Here is a 15,243-nt window from a genome sequence, read left to right as displayed (position 1 = left end):
TGGTTGACTGAGAATAAAATCATGCTTATAATGGAAATCGTGAGTAATGATAATCATTTTCACTAATAAGTGAGTTACACACAAAAATGAAATCTACCGGGGATTACTATGAAAATAAGATATCTTTTAACAGCAACTGTTGTGCTGTCTATTGTGTCGCTCTTTATCGGAGTAGTAGATATTAAGCCTAGCGACCTATTAGACTTCCAATCAGAAGAAGCTAGACTATTTTTAATTAGTCGTGTACCTAGACTTGTTGCAATCTTGCTGGCAGGTGCAGGTATGAGTATTGCTGGTTTAATTATGCAAAGCTTAAGTAGGAATAAATTCGTTTCACCAACAACAGCTGGTACATTAGATGCCACACGGTTAGGTGTATTGATTTCCATGATGTTCTTTACGAACGTTACGTATTTCCAAAAAATTTCCTTCGCTTTCATATTTGCTTTAGCCGGCACATTACTATTTATGCAAATATTAAACCGAATTAAGTTTAAAGATGCGATTTTTATACCGCTTATTGGCTTAATGTTTGGGAATATTTTGTCCTCTGTTACAACATTCTTTGCCTATAAGGCGAATATTATCCAAAACATTTCTGCATGGTTACAAGGAGATTTCTCATTAATCATGAAAGGCCGTTACGAACTGTTATACGTAAGTGTACCAATACTCATTTTAGCTTACATTTACGCAAATCGTTTTACAGTAGCTGGGATGGGAGAGGATTTTGCAAAAAATCTTGGTCTATCCTATAAATTTGTAGTCAATTTAGGCTTGGTGTTGGTAGCTCTTATCTCCACGACAGTGGTGTTAACAGTCGGTATCATTCCATTCCTTGGTTTGATTATTCCGAACATTATTTCCCTGTTTAAAGGTGATAATTTGGCAAAAACCTTGCCGCACACAGCATTACTTGGTATGTCATTCTTATTATTCTGTGATATTTTAGGACGAGTACTGATATTCCCTTATGAAATACCAATAAGTATGACTGTTGGTGTAATTGGAAGTGCCATCTTCCTATTCATGTTGTTTAGGGGGAGAGCATATGCGTAATCGTACAAAAATGTTCATTTTACTAGGTCTCGCTGTTATAGCAGTTGTCCTATATTTATTTTGGGAACTCAATGGTAATTATCACTATGCTTTTCCACGCCGTGTCATAAAGGTTGTGGCAATGGCATTAACGGGTATAGCAATTGCCTATTCAACAGTAGTTTTCCAAACAATTACACATAATCGTATTTTAACACCAAGTGTCATGGGTTTAGATGCTTTGTATATGTTAATTCAAACATGCATTTACTTCTTCTTTGGCTCTACATCCATATTAGTTATTAATATCTACTATAATTTTACGCTTGCAATAGGGGCGATGATTTTATTCGCTTTAATTTTCTACCGAGTATTGTTTAAAGAAGGAAAGCGACCGATTTATTTTTTACTGCTTGTTGGAATGATTGTTGGTACGTTTTTAGGAAGTATCACTACGTTCTTCCAAGTATTAATAGATCCGAATGAGTTTTTAGGCTTACAAAGTAAAATGTTTGCAAGTTTCAATAATGTTAATTCAGATTTAGTTTGGCTAGCAGGCGTTATCATTTTAATAACGTTTATCTACGGTGCTCGTCATATGAATCAATTAGACGTCATGTCTCTAGGACGAGACACAGCTATAAATTTAGGTGTACCTTACGATAAGCTTGTACAACGCATGTTAATTTTAGCTTCAATTTTGATTGCTGTTTCGACAGCGCTTGTTGGTCCGATCACGTTCTTTGGTTTAATCGTTGCAAATTTATCATATCAGTATTTTAGAACATACAAGCATTCCATCTTAATTACTGGCTCCTGTGTAATGAGTGTTGTAGCTTTAGTCGGTGGACAGTGGATGGTTGAGCGTTTATTTAGTTTCACTACTACACTTAGTGTCATTATTAACTTTGTGGGTGGGGTATACTTCATCTACTTATTATTAAGAGAAAGTAGGTCAGCAGGATGATACAAGTCAAAGAAATTACAAAGTTTTTTGGTAAAAAACCTGTCGTTCAAGATGTAAGTGTTGATATTGTTTCAGGAAAAATCACATCGTTTATTGGACCGAATGGTGCAGGGAAGTCCACGCTACTTTCTATGGTGAGTCGTTTACTGAATGCAGATACTGGCGAAGTACTACTCGATAAGGCAGATGTACGTAGCTGGAAATCGGATGATTTTGCTAAACGTGTATCGATTTTAAAGCAATCAAACTTTATGAATGTTCGTCTTACGATTCGTGAGCTTGTATCTTTTGGCCGTTTCCCTTACTCAAAAGGACACTTAAAACCTGATGACGAAGAAAAAGTGGACGAAGCTATTCGCTATATGAATTTAGAAGATATGCAACATAATTATTTAGATGAGCTTTCAGGTGGTCAGCGTCAGCGAGCATTTATCGCAATGGTTATTGCCCAAGATACTGAATATATCTTACTGGACGAACCATTAAATAATTTAGATATGAAGCATTCTGTCCAGATTATGAAGATTTTACGTAAGTTGGTTGATGAGTTAGGCAAAACAGTGGTTATCGTTTTACACGATATTAATTTTGCTTCTGTTTACTCTGACCATATTGTTGCATTAAAAGATGGCCGTGTTGTTAAAAATGGTCCTACAAATGACATTATTAACTCACATGCATTGAAGGAAATTTATGATATGGATATTCCTGTTCAAGAGCAGGATGGCTGTCGAATTTGTGTTTATTTTAATTCGTAAAAATAGTTTCAGATGGATAAACCGTCTAACTATCAAATATATTAATTAAAGGAGAAATTTCACAATGAAAAAATGGAAATTACTTACAGTACTAATGGCAATGATGTTATTAGTATTAGCTGCTTGCGGTTCGAAAGATGAAGCAAAAGAAGATGATAAAGGTACTTCAACTGACAAACCAGCTGAAGAAAAAAATGGAGAATCATCGGTATATCCACTAACAATTCCAGGTAGCACAGTTGAAGGTCGTGACGGTAGTACAACATTTGAAGAGGTAACACTTGATAAAATGCCAGAAAAAGTTGTCGTTTTTGATAATGGTTTCCTAGATACATTAGATGCTTTAGGCGTTAATCCTACAGCAGTGGTACAAGACTCCTTACCAGCATATTTAAGCAAGTTTAAAGATAGCACTTATGTAAACGCAGGTACATTGTTCGAGCCTGATTATGAAAAATTATCTGAAATTAACCCAGATATTATTTTCATCTCTGGTCGTGCTTCAGCAGCTTATGCTGAATTATCTAAAATTGCTCCTACAGTATACATTGGTGTAGATAATACTAACTTCTTAGAGTCATTCAAAACTAATACAGAATTAGCTGGCAAAATCTTTGGTAAAGAAAAAGAAGCTGCAGATGCAATTGCTGCATATGAAGCAAAAGTAGAAGAAGTAAAAGCTAAAGCTACTGCAACAGAAGAAAAAGCGTTAATCGTTTTAGGTAGTGAAGGTTCATTATCAGTATTCGGTCCTGGTTCACGTTTCGGTGTGATTCATGATGTATATGGTGTAAAAGCTGTAGCTGAAGCTAGTGGTTTCAAAATCGAATCACATGGTGATAATGCAAGCTTTGAATTCGTACGTGAGAAAAACCCAGATATCTTATTCGTCATTGACCGTGACGCTGTTGTAAATGAAAACGGTGAATCAGGTACAAAAGCTGCAATTGAAAACGAAATCGTAAGTGCAACAAACGCTGTGAAAAACGGTAAAGTATTCTACCTAGATCCAGAAATTTGGTACCTTTCAGGTGGCGGTTTACAGTCAGAAACACAAAAAGCTGAAGATGTATTAAAGGCGTTTAACTAATATGTTTGTACAAATTAAACGTATCGTTGTGACGGAAGGGCATTCGGATAAAGTGGTGGAACGTTTTGGTGCTAATCCAAACGGACCATCATTACTTGAACAACAACCTGGTTTCATTGATAAACAGGTACTTGTTAAGAAAGTTCGCCGTGGTGATGAGGAAGTGCTAGTGATGGTTCGTTGGGAATCAGAAGAAGCATGGAAGAATTGGGAGAAGAGCCCTGAGCATATTGCTGGTCATAAGGCAAGCGCAGGTAAGCCAAAGCCTGATCATATCATTGAAAGCGGACAAGAAGTTTATTATGTAAAAGGTTAATCATCTAAAGGTGTCTCAAGGGATTGAGACACCTTTTTATTACACAAAAAGCAGGTCACAATCATTGTGACCTGCTTAGCTGATAGATGAGTTAATGTTTAATAGTTGGTTTTCGCCATTTACTAAATGTCGAATCCATATTAAAGGATATTGTGTTCTCATTAATGGATAAGCCTGAGATACTTGTATTACAAAGTTCATCCAAACTATCTGAATGATTGTTATTATTAGATGCATTGGCCGCCATTGCTAGCCCTCTTGCATTAATAATTGTGTCATGTGGCGTTACATATACTATAGGGGAATCTATATTTAAACCAAAAGTGAAAGGATTGACTAATGACATAGTAGAAATACTTTCGTTTGATATTCTAATAATGCCATATTGCTCAATATAATAATCTCGTTTTTGTTGAAATGTATCCTCAAATCCAGGAATATCACTAATATACTTTGAATAGGGTGAAATATTTTTATATGCAGCCAGTGTATCTTGATAGGCTTTTACTTCAGATTGAATTATGATTTGTTCAATTCGTCGTTGATCATTACTAGGCTGTTTAATTGTAATTTCTTCAGCTGAGACAGAGATATTACATGAAAAAGTAGCCGTAAGTATGAAAACAGTTTCATTCATTTTAAGTCACTCCCAGTACAAAAAGATTTCATGTTCATCAATCTATCCTGACTTTATAAATATATTTTATTGCTAATCTAAGCGTAACATCTGTTAGAGCGCCATTTCAATGGTAAGTTTACGCCACTTTAATGGCGGTACTTGGTTCTCTACCGCCATTTTTTTAGTAATAATTAGCAAAAATCTGGCGTGGTATGCATGAATAACGCCATTTTTTGGCGGTCTTTCTCTTTATAAAGGAATTAATGGTATTTAATGTATTATATAATTGTGTCACTAGTATTATTTCCCACTAATCTATATAATATCTAGTAATACACTAGATAGGGGAGAGGACTATTGAAGGATTTAGATGTACACATCAATGAATCATTAGACATCCTTATAGAAAATGAGCTACTACTTGGAACTGAGCTAAAATTAATGCTAAAAAGCTTTAAAGAAGAAAAAACAACAGTAGGTTTTTCCTTTGGTAAAATGTGTTTTTGGCATTATGAAGCATTTTCAAGTAGTATAAATCAAGATATCTACAAGGTAGCTGCTGCAATTGAACTTCTAATATTGTCTTTTGATATTATTGATGATCTGCAGGATAAAGATTCAGACTATAGTTGGAACAAAACACCTGAATTATCATTAAACGTTGCTTTAGCTATGCTGATCATGGCGTCTAAAACAATAGAAGAAACCTCTTTTGAACATAAAAGAGCAGCTATAAAGATAGTTAATGAATACGCATTAAAAAGTATAAATGGACAGCAATTAGACTTACTAAATAGTTGTCGCGATGAAGATTCCTATGTAAAAATGATTACCTTGAAATCCGGATCATTAACAGCAATGGGTTGCTTGGTTGGCGAAGTACTTGCAAAAGGAGTAATATCTCAAGAAGTAGAGGAATATGGGAAATACATAGGGATCATCCAACAAATTAAAAATGATATTCAAAGCTTAAAGGTGTGGGGGCCGAAAAATGATCTACTAAATAAAAGGTATTCTCTGCCTATTATTTATCTTTTATCACAGAAAAATGATGTTTCAAAATCTGTTTCTAGCTATTATAATGATGATATAGTTACAGATTTGGATAATAATGCAACAGAAGACGCGTTGACAAATGGTGGGGCGATACGTTATGCCATTACCATAAAAAACGTCTATAAATTTAAAGCATTGAATTTCCTTGAAAATGTAGCTATAAATCAGGTGGGTAGAGAATACCTACAAAAACTATTGAAATGAGGAGAGATAAAAATGATTAATGTAATCCAATATTTAGAGCAAAATCCAAGCCTAGTTGCACTATTAAAAGAACAAAAAGCCTCATTAGTTGGAGTTTCATCTGTAGAGCAAACAGCAATTTTAGAAGCGTTTAACGGTGAAATGAATACAGAAAGTGATATTTGGAACTAAGAAAGTTGCGAAGTAAGTTGTTTTGGCCCGCTATAATTCTCTATTTGATTATTGGTTTTTATTTAAATTATGTGAATTATAGCGAGCCTTATATTCAGATTGGGGTAGAAGAAGAGAATGACAAATGGGTCATTTCTCAACTTTATTATAAAGACTGGGCAGAGGGTCAAAATATTTCTGTTGGTGATGCAATTTTAACTGTAGATCATGAACCCATCAATGAATTAAATCAACTAAGATATAAATCTAAAATTTTATCTGCTAATGAAATAACAATACTGAAGCCCGATGGAGATCTAATCAATATACATATTAAGCATTTGGATATCCCTCAACAATTCATTTATGTATTAATCATTCCAGCTTGTTATTATTTATTAACATTATTTGTTGCATTTTATTTACATTTCAAACAAAGGAATACAAAATTAGCGGACTTACTAATTCTGTTTATGTTAACGGTTTCTTTGGCTTATGTAAGTAGTGGTGTCTCTGGTAGGATGGATACGATTGGCATTATCGTAAATCGAAGTAGTATGCTGTTATGTTTAGTTATACTATTACATTTTTTGAGAAATTATTATTCATTTGTGAAGACAAATTGGGTGTTTACAAATAATATCAAGCTCTTTTATATACTTCCTTTCATAGCTTTTGTATTAGGATGTATGGGTACTATTTATCCTGCTTCAAATGATATTCTTTCCAATGTTATATTGGCTATTTTCTTTATTCTCCTAGTGATCATCCTTAGTATTTTATTAATAAGCTATTTTAAGTACAGCTCACCTCAGTTGAAAATTTTATTAAATAGTATATTAATACCGTTTCTACCATTTCTTTTTTTATATGCACTCCCTAAAATTTTTTTTCATACGTATATACTTTCATCTGAGATAAGCTCCTTATTTTTATTGCTTATACCCTTTAGCTTTATTTTTACGCAATTAGCAGAGAGATTATTTGATATTGAGTATCATATTACAAGATTACGTTATTATGTTATATTCTCTTTAATCTTTACTGTATGGTTTACAGTGGGACTATATTTTATTGCAGGGCGTTATTTAACCATGACTGTCATGTCAGGGGTATCTTTCTTTACATTTTCTTCATTAGTCATACTTTTCTACGTAAAGGAGAAGGTCGATTATCGTAAGCGAAAAATATTATTTTCCACAAAGGGTGACTATATTCATCAGCTATATACAGCCGTAGATAAAATTGGGAAAACAATTAAAATTGACGAACTTTTAGAAAAGTTTGCTTATGAGGTTTCCATGCATCTGGAGTTAGAGGATGTTTTTGTCTTAACATATAACTATGACAAAAATGAATTTATACCAATAGCTGGTGAAAGTATTACGATAGATCCTGACATAATGGAAGAAATCCGATTAGGTGAAATACGCAAAATTGACAAAGTTTATATAGCATTCCTCCATCAGGATGCACATTTTAAAAGAGCGTTAGTGCTAGGGCATAATAATACGATCCATTTAAAAGATGAGGAGCTTTTATGGCTTGAACTGCTCTTATTATATGTAAACAATTTTATTGAGAATACCAAGATGGTGGAAGAGCTGCTAGAGGAACTGAAGCATATGAAGCAAGCTGATGACGGTCAGTTACCGTGGCTGAATAAACTATTATGGCTAAGATTTGAAGAAGAAAAATACCAGTTAGCTCAAGAGTTACATGACACTAATTTACAGGAGCAACTTCATATAGCCCGCGAGGTGGATGTCCTAGTAAATGCAAAAAATACAACGGATATTCAAGATAAGCTTGCAAAAATTCATAAACAAATGGTTGCATCCTTACATGAATTACGTACTTATTGTGAAAACCTAAAACCGCCGTTACTAGATACATTAGGTTTAAATGCTGCATTAGAAAAATTGATTCGAAAAGTTCAAGAAAGAGCTAACTTCGTTCTTATTTACACCATTGATCGTCTTTATTTAGAGGATGAGCGTATGAATTTAATGATTTATCGTTTATTCCAAGAGCTACTTAATAATGCGTTAAAGCATTCCTATGCAGCATCAGTTGAAATTCATTTAAAAGAAATGAACGATGGTTTCGAAATCATTTATAAAGATGATGGTGTAGGCTGTAATGTAGAGGACATTATAGTAGCAGAATCTATGGGCATTCAAGGCATGCAGGAGCGCGTAAAAGCGTTTAACGGACAATTTACTATTGACTCGAATATCAATGAAGGGATGTTTATTAGAATCATGGTGAAAGAAGGGAGTGAAACACTTGATTACGATGCTCATAGTGGATGATCACCCTATAGTGTTAGAGGGAACTAAAAATTTATTTCAAGAGAATGAAGATATTATCATCGATACGGAAAGTGATGCAACTTGTGTTATTCAAAGGATAAAGAATAAACCGTACGATATCTATCTAATAGATATCAATATGCCATTAGAAAATGGAATTAACCTAGCCCGTAATATCAAGGCTATTCAGTCAAATGCTTCAGTTATTCTTTACACAGGTGATGATATTACGGATTATTATCCACTCATTTTAGAAAGAAAAATAGAAGGCATTTTAGCTAAAACAGCTTCGAAAGAGCAAATATTAAGAACAGTAAGGGCAATTGCAAACGGTGAAATTGTTTTACCTAAAAATTTCTTAGATTTTCTGGATGATAAATTTAAACTGCAAGGTGCTAAAGATATTCACTTAAATGAAAAGGAAAAGAAAATTTTAAGACTCATTGCAGAGGGGCACACAAATAAAGCTATCGCTATTGAATTAAATATTCCTCAACGTACAACGGAGAGATATTTAACTCAACTCTTTTCTTTGTTAAATGTAGATTCACGAACAGAAGCTGTAAATCTTGCTGAGAGAATGAATTTACTCTAAACTACTTCTATGTTATACTGTTGGTATATTTTTCAATTAATAGGTAGCATTATGGGAATTAAATATCCTATATATTACCTTAGTAAAATAAAACCATATCCCTATACTAAAATGCCTATAAAATATGATAGACACCGCCAAAAAAGTGGCGGTGTTTTTTTATAACCGCCAAATCACGCCAAAAATTTGTCTGAATCACGCCAGAAAATTGGCGTAAACCCGAAGTTGAAATAACGGTATAACTACTGGTACGCTTAAATTAACAGTGGTTAAGTAGATTTGCTTTAGTGAGTAATATATAAATCATTTTATTAAATAAGCAGCCTGACTATCTATGAATAAAGTAGCGTTAGTAGATTGTAGAATGTTACTAGCTAGTCAATATACTTCACCATAAAACTTTATAAAGGTAGGCGTGTATTGTGAAAGTAGAACTTGAAAATTTGTTTTCCATAGATGAAACTAGTCAAGATCAAGTTATTAACGTTTATAATCGTCATGGTATTGCTATTGGTGCGCCTGAATTGAGAAAAAGAAACTTAAAAACAAAATTTAATCCTATTTTTACATTAAATGAAGATGTAACATACGAGCAGGTAACAGCTTTATATGAGTCGTTAGAGCGTGAATTTGGAATCGTTTCAATCGGAGAACGGTTTTATTTTGAATTTTCAGATATAGAGTATGAAAGAGCACCATTATTTACTTTAAATTCAACAGGTAATTCACCAGAAATGTTCTTAGAAGATAAAGGGACACTATTTTCTTTGAGTACACATTGTAAGTGTTGTGGGCTCATGGATAAAGAACAGCTATCACCAATCGTCATCGATACTACGCAGATGAAAGATCGTCATTTAGTGCATGTAAATGGTTATTGGGTAGCTTCTGAGGAACTAGTATCATTAATGAAAAGAGAAAAACTAGAAGGCTATGAGCTTTTAGAGGTGATCCATCAAGGCCCTGAAGAAGGCAAACAGCCAGCTTATCAAATTATTCCTATACAAATGCTCCCTGAGTGTAGTAAGGACAGAGTCAAATTATACTTTGCAACTGAGCAACCTCCGTGCAGTTGTGGTTTAAATGGTGTCATTAATGGTCCTGATATTTATCATCATGAAGATTTGGAAAACTTAAAAGGTGATGTTTTCTACTCAGCTGAGTGTAGTCATGACGGAAGATATCTATATAGAAAGACATTGTTTAGTAAAAGATTTAGAGAAACTATTATAAAATATGGTATTTCACGTGAGGTTAGAGGAGAAAAGGATGCAAACTTTGGTCCAAAAGATTGGCTTTTTGATCCAGTGCTAATTAAGTAGACAAATTTGGACTAGTAAAAGAATAAGGGAGTGTTTAGGATGTTTAGAAGAATACTACCTATAGTAGCCATTTTATTCATTGTTGCATTGGCTGTTTCCAATTACTTTAACAAACCAGATGAAGAATCTATCTCTATTTATCAAGAGGTCAATGGTGTAAATCTTTCTTAAAATGTAGGCCTATATTTCATTCAGAAAAGATTTATTTGTGTTATGATGTGAAGGACATAGCATGAATGTTTTTTGAGGTGAAAAAATGAAAAAATGGGCATATCCATTAGCAGTTATAACGTTATTTGTTTTTATAGTATTAAGGGCCACTTATCAAAGTCAGCTGATGAATACATTTGATGCAAAGATGGCAGAACTTTTTTTGGGTAATCGTTTTATTGAGATCTTTCATTATATAGGTGAGCCTAAATTTGTTGTTGCTGTTGCAGTAGTTTTAATGGTGTATTTAGCTTGGAAGGTAAAAAATTATCGAGGTATGCTATTTGTTGTCTTAACTTTTGCAGCAGGCAATGTTCTGAACCAATTACTGAAAAAATGGGAGCAGCGTCCACGACCTGAAATTGAGGATCAACTGACATCCTTTAGTTTTCCATCTGGACATTCGATGACAGGTATACTTTATTTATTTACACTTGCTTATATTTTAGCGGAGAATAGTAGTAAAGGACGTAAAATCCTTCTGTGGCTTGGGGCAACAATTTTAATGGTGCTTATTGGTTTATCACGTATTGCAGGAGCTCGACATTTTGCTACAGATGTACTTGCTGGTTGGAGCATCGGCTATACTTGGTTTATCATCTGTGTCATTTGGTACGAACGGCGTAAACGTTTATTTCAATCTAATCATAAATAAAAAGACAGGCAGTATCTATTTCTTATGATAGATACTGCTTTTTACATTTTACCGAGACATTGTAAAGAATGATATTTGCCTTATAAAAAAGAATTGCGTATAGGAAACTTCTACGTTAAGATGAGTACAATAAGAAAAAGAGCAAAGGAAGAAGGGCATGGACGGAAATGTTTTACTGGCATTAGGATTAACCCTGTTTGCTGGACTTGCAACAGGTGTAGGTAGTTTAATAGCATTTTTTACTTCAAGAACAAATACAAAATTTTTATCATTAGCATTGGGTTTTTCAGCAGGGGTAATGATTTATGTATCCCTTGTAGAAATATTTGTGAAAGCTAAAGATGCTTTAACCAATGCATTAGGTACAACCAATGGCTATTGGATGACAATCCTTGGATTTTTCGGTGGGATGTTGTTTATAGCCTTAATTGATAAATTCATTCCGAAGGCAACTAATCCTCATGAAGTAAAGCTAGTAGAGGATGTTAATGCCATCAAACCTCAAGTTAATGAAGAACATTTGATGAAGATGGGCGTTTTTACAGCTCTGGCGATTGGAATTCATAATTTTCCTGAGGGGATCGCTACATTTATGTCAGCTATTAATGATCCGAATGTAGGGATTGCTATTGCCATTGCAGTTGCTATTCATAATATTCCAGAAGGCATTGCTGTATCTGTTCCTATTTTCTTTGCAACAGGTAATCGAAGGAAAGCCTTTAAATTATCCTTTTTATCAGGATTGGCAGAGCCTGTAGGTGCATTAGTAGCTTTTTTGCTCCTTATGCCCTTTTTAACAGATGTCATGTTTGGAATCGTTTTCGCTGGGGTTGCAGGGATAATGGTCTTTATTTCACTAGATGAATTGCTACCGGCTGCACAAAGATATGATGAAACACATTTATCGATGTATGGTCTAGTAGGGGGGATGGCGGTCATGGCCATTAGCTTAGTATTATTAGCATAAATAAGTAGGAAAAGGGAGACATCTTTGTAAAAGTGGCTCCTTTTTCTTTTTTCTATTAGCGTGTAACAATAGCTTTTTTGGACTCCACTAGCTCTTGTACTATTTTTAGACAATCATGAAATGTGGTAAAAGGTCTATATGGAACATGAAGCTCTTCACAGCGTTGGATAAGATGATCTCTAGCTAAAACAATATCTGCTAGTTTAGCTGCCTCAAAATCCGATAGAGAATCACCAATTACAATTTTATAATGATCCTCCTTAGCAACCTTCCGCATCACGCTTGGTTTACAGCAACCGCATCCTTGTGTGCTGTATTTAGCGCATTCCTCATCGCAGCTATTTGGGTAGATCAACGCTATTTGTTTACCAGAAAAATCCGCTTTATTACAGTAAATGCCTGAAAAGGGACCAAATTTTTCAACTAAAGGCTCGATGAAAAAATCAACTCCGCCACTTACAATATAAAATGGAATATCGTTGTTTTGAGCATAGCGGACAAAATCACCAAATCCCTCACGTATGACTGCCGACTCCATTAGATATTGAATGACTTCACCTTTTTGATGAGTAGAAAGTAGATGAAACATTGCTGATAGCCCATCTTTAAATGAAATGGTTTGTTCCATCATCGCTTGAGCGATTTTCTCAGATTCTTCTGGTACAAATTCAGTCATAAGTGAAAAGATGTTATCTGTTTCTGTTATTGTGCCATCGAAATCACAGAATATAATGGGTTTCAAGATAATTCCTCCTTAGAAAAGCGCGTATAAAAGTCTAATTCTATACTTCTATAATATTAGTTTTATCCTAACTTGCTTTCAAGAAAAAACGCCTACTATTAAAGTAGACGTTTCACACATTCATTGACTTGTACACCATGTTCATCAGCATTTGTTAAAATAATTTGATGCTCTGGGAATTGCTTTTTCATTAATTCAACGAAGTCAGAGGCAATAGCAGAAGGAATAATAGAAATCATTGTTGGTCCAGCACCACTTAGAGCAGTACCATATGCACCGTTCGATTTTGCAGCCATACGAATTTCATCATAACCAGGAATTAGCTTTGCACGAAACGGTTCATGGAATAAATCTGCCTCCATATAACGTCCAGCACGTTCAAAATCTCGTACCATTAAAGAAGCGGCTAACATATTCGCATTTGCTGAGGCATGAACAGCATAGGAACGGTTAAATTGCTCTGGTAAAACAGAACGGGATTCGCTCGTTTTTAATTCAACATCTGGTACATATACCACAAAGGAGGCATCGATATCATTGATGTGGAATGTATCGACTACGCCATTGTCATCCATCGAAGAAATCGTTAATCCTCCTAAAACTGAAGCAGTTGCGTTATCTGGATGTCCTTCAATTTGTGAAGAGAGATTGAGTTTATCTTGAATTGTTAATTCCAGCTCGCAGACTTGGTTAGCAAGCTCAATACCTGCAACAATAACTGCTGCACTGCTACCAAGTCCACGTGCTAACGGAAGTTCACTAGCCATCTCCACACGACAGGCAGGTAGCTGTTGACCATATAGATCTGCAGTTTTTTTAGCAATGACGTATAGCAAGTGTTCTTCAAGCTCAAACTCTTTAGGACCATTATCATCAAGATGAATAATTTCCCATTGTTCTTGCAATGTAACAGAAAGCTGTAAGTAAAGAGACAAGCCAAGTCCTATTGAATCAAAGCCTGGACCTAAGTTGGCTGTGCTTCCAGGAACTGAGATTTGCCACATTTTACTCATAGTACACCCTCAATATATGCACGAATTTCTTCTTCATCGTTTTTAAGGGATACGACCTCTACAGTGGATACATTCATGGCTGTATCAGGATCTTTTAGGCCATTCCCTGTAAAGATTGTTACAACTTTGGCGCCTTGAGGGATTTTTCCATTTGCAACAGATTTCATAACACCTGCTAAAGAAGCTGCAGAGCCAGGCTCAACAAAAATGCCTTCTGTACTTGCAATTAATTTGTAGGCTGCTACAATTTCTTCATCTGTAACAGAATCAATGATACCGCCAGATTCATCTCGAGCAGCTTCTGCCAATGTCCAGCTCGCAGGATTGCCAATACGAATGGCAGTTGCCACTGTCTCAGGATTAGCAATTGGCTCACCTTTAACGATTGCTGCAGCACCTTCAGCTTCAAAGCCATACATTTTTGGTAGACCACAATTTTTTGCAGCGTGATATTCTTTAAACCCTTTCCAATATGCAGTAATATTACCTGCGTTCCCAACTGGAATACACAAATAATCAGGGGCTGAACCTAAGGCATCTACGATTTCAAACGAAGCCGTTTTTTGACCTTCGATACGGTATGGGTTTACAGAGTTAACAAGTGCAACTGGTGTCGTTTCACTTACTTGGCGAACGATATTGAGTGCATCATCAAAGTTTCCGTCAATTTCAATGATCTTTGCCCCGTACATTGTTGCCTGTGCTAGCTTTCCAAGAGCAACTTTACCTTTTGGAATAACAACGATTGATTGGATGCCTGCACGAGTTGCATAGGCAGCCGCAGCAGCGGAAGTGTTTCCTGTAGAAGCGCAAATAACGCATTGACTTCCATCCTCGATAGCTTTTGCAACAGCAAATACCATTCCTCGGTCTTTAAATGAGCCAGTAGGATTTGCACCCTCAATTTTTCCGTAAAGCTCAATGCCTAGTTTCTTAGATAAATTCACTAAATGTATAAGAGGCGTATTGCCTTCGTTTAAAGTTAAAGCAGGTGTATTTTCAGTTACGGGTAAAAATTGTTTATATTCTTCAATAAGGCCTTTCCACATAACGTAACGATCTCCTTTTGTTCTTATAGAAAGAACAGTTGTTTTTGTATAAAAGACATTTTAACGCAAATAGCACTATTATTTCAATACCATTTCACTAATTGTCGAAACAATTCGGTAATTTGAATAGTACTTGTCACTTTCTTGAAACAACTGTATAGTAATCTTATAATGTAA

17 protein-coding genes are annotated in these 15,243 nt (G+C 35.0%); 13 read left to right on the top strand and 4 right to left on the bottom strand.

What is annotated here, in order from left to right:
- Window positions 1-108 precede the first annotated feature (108 nt).
- From HCH28_RS14375 to HCH28_RS14355, 5 genes are all read left to right on the top strand, one after another.
- Window positions 109-1,059: an ABC transporter permease gene (locus HCH28_RS14375; protein WP_004231947.1), complete on the top strand. Its 951-nt coding sequence runs from the start codon at window positions 109-111 to the stop codon at window positions 1,057-1,059.
- On the top strand, window positions 1,052-2,005 hold the full coding sequence (locus HCH28_RS14370; protein ID WP_004231949.1) for an iron chelate uptake ABC transporter family permease subunit: 954 nt from the start codon (window positions 1,052-1,054) through the stop codon (window positions 2,003-2,005). Before HCH28_RS14375 ends, HCH28_RS14370 begins: the two co-directional genes overlap by 8 nt.
- Window positions 2,002-2,763 (top strand): iron ABC transporter ATP-binding protein, encoded by a 762-nt coding sequence (locus HCH28_RS14365; protein ID WP_221681470.1) that lies wholly within the window; start codon window positions 2,002-2,004, stop codon window positions 2,761-2,763. The genes HCH28_RS14370 and HCH28_RS14365 overlap by 4 nt, the downstream gene beginning before the upstream one ends.
- Before the next feature lie 64 nt (window positions 2,764-2,827).
- Window positions 2,828-3,853, top strand: a complete 1,026-nt coding sequence (locus HCH28_RS14360; protein WP_221681468.1) for a siderophore ABC transporter substrate-binding protein — start codon at window positions 2,828-2,830, stop codon at window positions 3,851-3,853.
- A gap of 1 nt (window position 3,854) precedes the next feature.
- The gene (locus HCH28_RS14355; protein ID WP_221681464.1) at window positions 3,855-4,169 is read left to right on the top strand and encodes an antibiotic biosynthesis monooxygenase family protein; all 315 of its coding nucleotides are present in this window, start codon (window positions 3,855-3,857) and stop codon (window positions 4,167-4,169) included.
- Between the two features lie 91 nt (window positions 4,170-4,260).
- Here the strand turns inward: HCH28_RS14355 and HCH28_RS14350 are convergent, their stop codons facing one another.
- Window positions 4,261-4,806 (bottom strand): hypothetical protein, encoded by a 546-nt coding sequence (locus HCH28_RS14350; protein ID WP_221681462.1) that lies wholly within the window; start codon window positions 4,804-4,806, stop codon window positions 4,261-4,263.
- Window positions 4,807-5,145: 339 nt separating this feature from the next.
- On the opposite strand from HCH28_RS14350, the gene HCH28_RS14345 reads away from it, so the two are divergent.
- The 8 genes from HCH28_RS14345 to zupT all read left to right on the top strand — a co-directional run bounded on the left by HCH28_RS14345 (window position 5,146) and on the right by zupT (window position 12,262).
- Window positions 5,146-6,048 (top strand): polyprenyl synthetase family protein, encoded by a 903-nt coding sequence (locus HCH28_RS14345; RefSeq protein WP_221681461.1) that lies wholly within the window; start codon window positions 5,146-5,148, stop codon window positions 6,046-6,048.
- A 12-nt stretch (window positions 6,049-6,060) separates the two neighbouring features.
- Window positions 6,061-6,219 (top strand): competence pheromone ComX, encoded by a 159-nt coding sequence (comX, locus tag HCH28_RS14340; protein WP_221681459.1) that lies wholly within the window; start codon window positions 6,061-6,063, stop codon window positions 6,217-6,219.
- Window positions 6,210-8,513, top strand: coding sequence for a sensor histidine kinase (locus HCH28_RS14335; RefSeq protein WP_255601423.1), 2,304 nt, complete (start codon window positions 6,210-6,212; stop codon window positions 8,511-8,513). The genes comX and HCH28_RS14335 overlap by 10 nt, the downstream gene beginning before the upstream one ends.
- Window positions 8,497-9,108, top strand: coding sequence for a response regulator transcription factor (locus HCH28_RS14330; protein WP_225341057.1), 612 nt, complete (start codon window positions 8,497-8,499; stop codon window positions 9,106-9,108). The genes HCH28_RS14335 and HCH28_RS14330 overlap by 17 nt, the downstream gene beginning before the upstream one ends.
- A gap of 422 nt (window positions 9,109-9,530) precedes the next feature.
- Complete coding sequence (locus HCH28_RS14325; protein ID WP_221681452.1) at window positions 9,531-10,430, top strand: hypothetical protein; 900 nt, start codon at window positions 9,531-9,533, stop codon at window positions 10,428-10,430.
- A 39-nt stretch (window positions 10,431-10,469) separates the two neighbouring features.
- Window positions 10,470-10,601 carry a hypothetical protein gene (locus HCH28_RS25080; protein WP_255601422.1) on the top strand — a complete coding sequence of 44 codons (132 nt, stop codon included), beginning with the start codon at window positions 10,470-10,472 and terminating at the stop codon, window positions 10,599-10,601.
- Between the two features lie 85 nt (window positions 10,602-10,686).
- Window positions 10,687-11,295, top strand: coding sequence for a phosphatase PAP2 family protein (locus tag HCH28_RS14320; protein ID WP_221681449.1), 609 nt, complete (start codon window positions 10,687-10,689; stop codon window positions 11,293-11,295).
- Window positions 11,296-11,452: 157 nt separating this feature from the next.
- The gene (gene zupT / locus HCH28_RS14315; protein WP_016992734.1) at window positions 11,453-12,262 is read left to right on the top strand and encodes a zinc transporter ZupT; all 810 of its coding nucleotides are present in this window, start codon (window positions 11,453-11,455) and stop codon (window positions 12,260-12,262) included.
- Window positions 12,263-12,317: 55 nt separating this feature from the next.
- On the opposite strand, the gene HCH28_RS14310 is transcribed toward zupT, so the two are convergent.
- From HCH28_RS14310 to thrC, 3 genes are all read right to left on the bottom strand, one after another.
- Window positions 12,318-13,004 carry an MtnX-like HAD-IB family phosphatase gene (locus tag HCH28_RS14310; protein ID WP_221681447.1) on the bottom strand — a complete coding sequence of 229 codons (687 nt, stop codon included), beginning with the start codon at window positions 13,002-13,004 and terminating at the stop codon, window positions 12,318-12,320.
- Between the two features lie 98 nt (window positions 13,005-13,102).
- Entirely contained in the window at window positions 13,103-14,017 is a 915-nt protein-coding gene (thrB, locus tag HCH28_RS14305; protein WP_202342256.1) for a homoserine kinase, read from the bottom strand.
- Window positions 14,014-15,066, bottom strand: coding sequence for a threonine synthase (gene thrC, locus HCH28_RS14300; RefSeq protein WP_004231969.1), 1,053 nt, complete (start codon window positions 15,064-15,066; stop codon window positions 14,014-14,016). The genes thrB and thrC overlap by 4 nt, the downstream gene beginning before the upstream one ends.
- Window positions 15,067-15,243 lie beyond the last annotated feature (177 nt).

The sequence above is a fragment of the Lysinibacillus sp. K60 genome, from assembly GCF_019731275.1.
In the GTDB taxonomy this organism is placed as follows: Bacteria; Bacillota; Bacilli; order Bacillales_A; family Planococcaceae; genus Lysinibacillus; species Lysinibacillus capsici.
The sequence above is the reverse complement of the archived record's forward strand: the minus strand, read 5'-3'. Positions and strand labels throughout refer to the sequence as shown.

Excerpts from the sequence above, each read along its gene's own strand:
- thrB (WP_202342256.1), bottom strand. The coding sequence starts at position 14,017 with ATGAGTAAAATGTGGCAAATCTCAGTTCCTGGAAGCACAGCCAACTTA.
- comX (WP_221681459.1), top strand. The coding sequence starts at position 6,061 with ATGATTAATGTAATCCAATATTTAGAGCAAAATCCAAGCCTAGTTGCA.
- thrC (WP_004231969.1), bottom strand. The coding sequence starts at position 15,066 with ATGTGGAAAGGCCTTATTGAAGAATATAAACAATTTTTACCCGTAACT.
- HCH28_RS14355 (WP_221681464.1), top strand. The coding sequence starts at position 3,855 with ATGTTTGTACAAATTAAACGTATCGTTGTGACGGAAGGGCATTCGGAT.
- zupT (WP_016992734.1), top strand. The coding sequence starts at position 11,453 with ATGGACGGAAATGTTTTACTGGCATTAGGATTAACCCTGTTTGCTGGA.
- HCH28_RS14330 (WP_225341057.1), top strand. The coding sequence starts at position 8,497 with ATGCTCATAGTGGATGATCACCCTATAGTGTTAGAGGGAACTAAAAAT.
- HCH28_RS14365 (WP_221681470.1), top strand. The coding sequence starts at position 2,002 with ATGATACAAGTCAAAGAAATTACAAAGTTTTTTGGTAAAAAACCTGTC.
- HCH28_RS14375 (WP_004231947.1), top strand. The coding sequence starts at position 109 with ATGAAAATAAGATATCTTTTAACAGCAACTGTTGTGCTGTCTATTGTG.
- HCH28_RS14360 (WP_221681468.1), top strand. The coding sequence starts at position 2,828 with ATGAAAAAATGGAAATTACTTACAGTACTAATGGCAATGATGTTATTA.
- HCH28_RS25080 (WP_255601422.1), top strand. The coding sequence starts at position 10,470 with ATGTTTAGAAGAATACTACCTATAGTAGCCATTTTATTCATTGTTGCA.
- HCH28_RS14370 (WP_004231949.1), top strand. The coding sequence starts at position 1,052 with ATGCGTAATCGTACAAAAATGTTCATTTTACTAGGTCTCGCTGTTATA.
- HCH28_RS14320 (WP_221681449.1), top strand. The coding sequence starts at position 10,687 with ATGAAAAAATGGGCATATCCATTAGCAGTTATAACGTTATTTGTTTTT.
- HCH28_RS14350 (WP_221681462.1), bottom strand. The coding sequence starts at position 4,806 with ATGAATGAAACTGTTTTCATACTTACGGCTACTTTTTCATGTAATATC.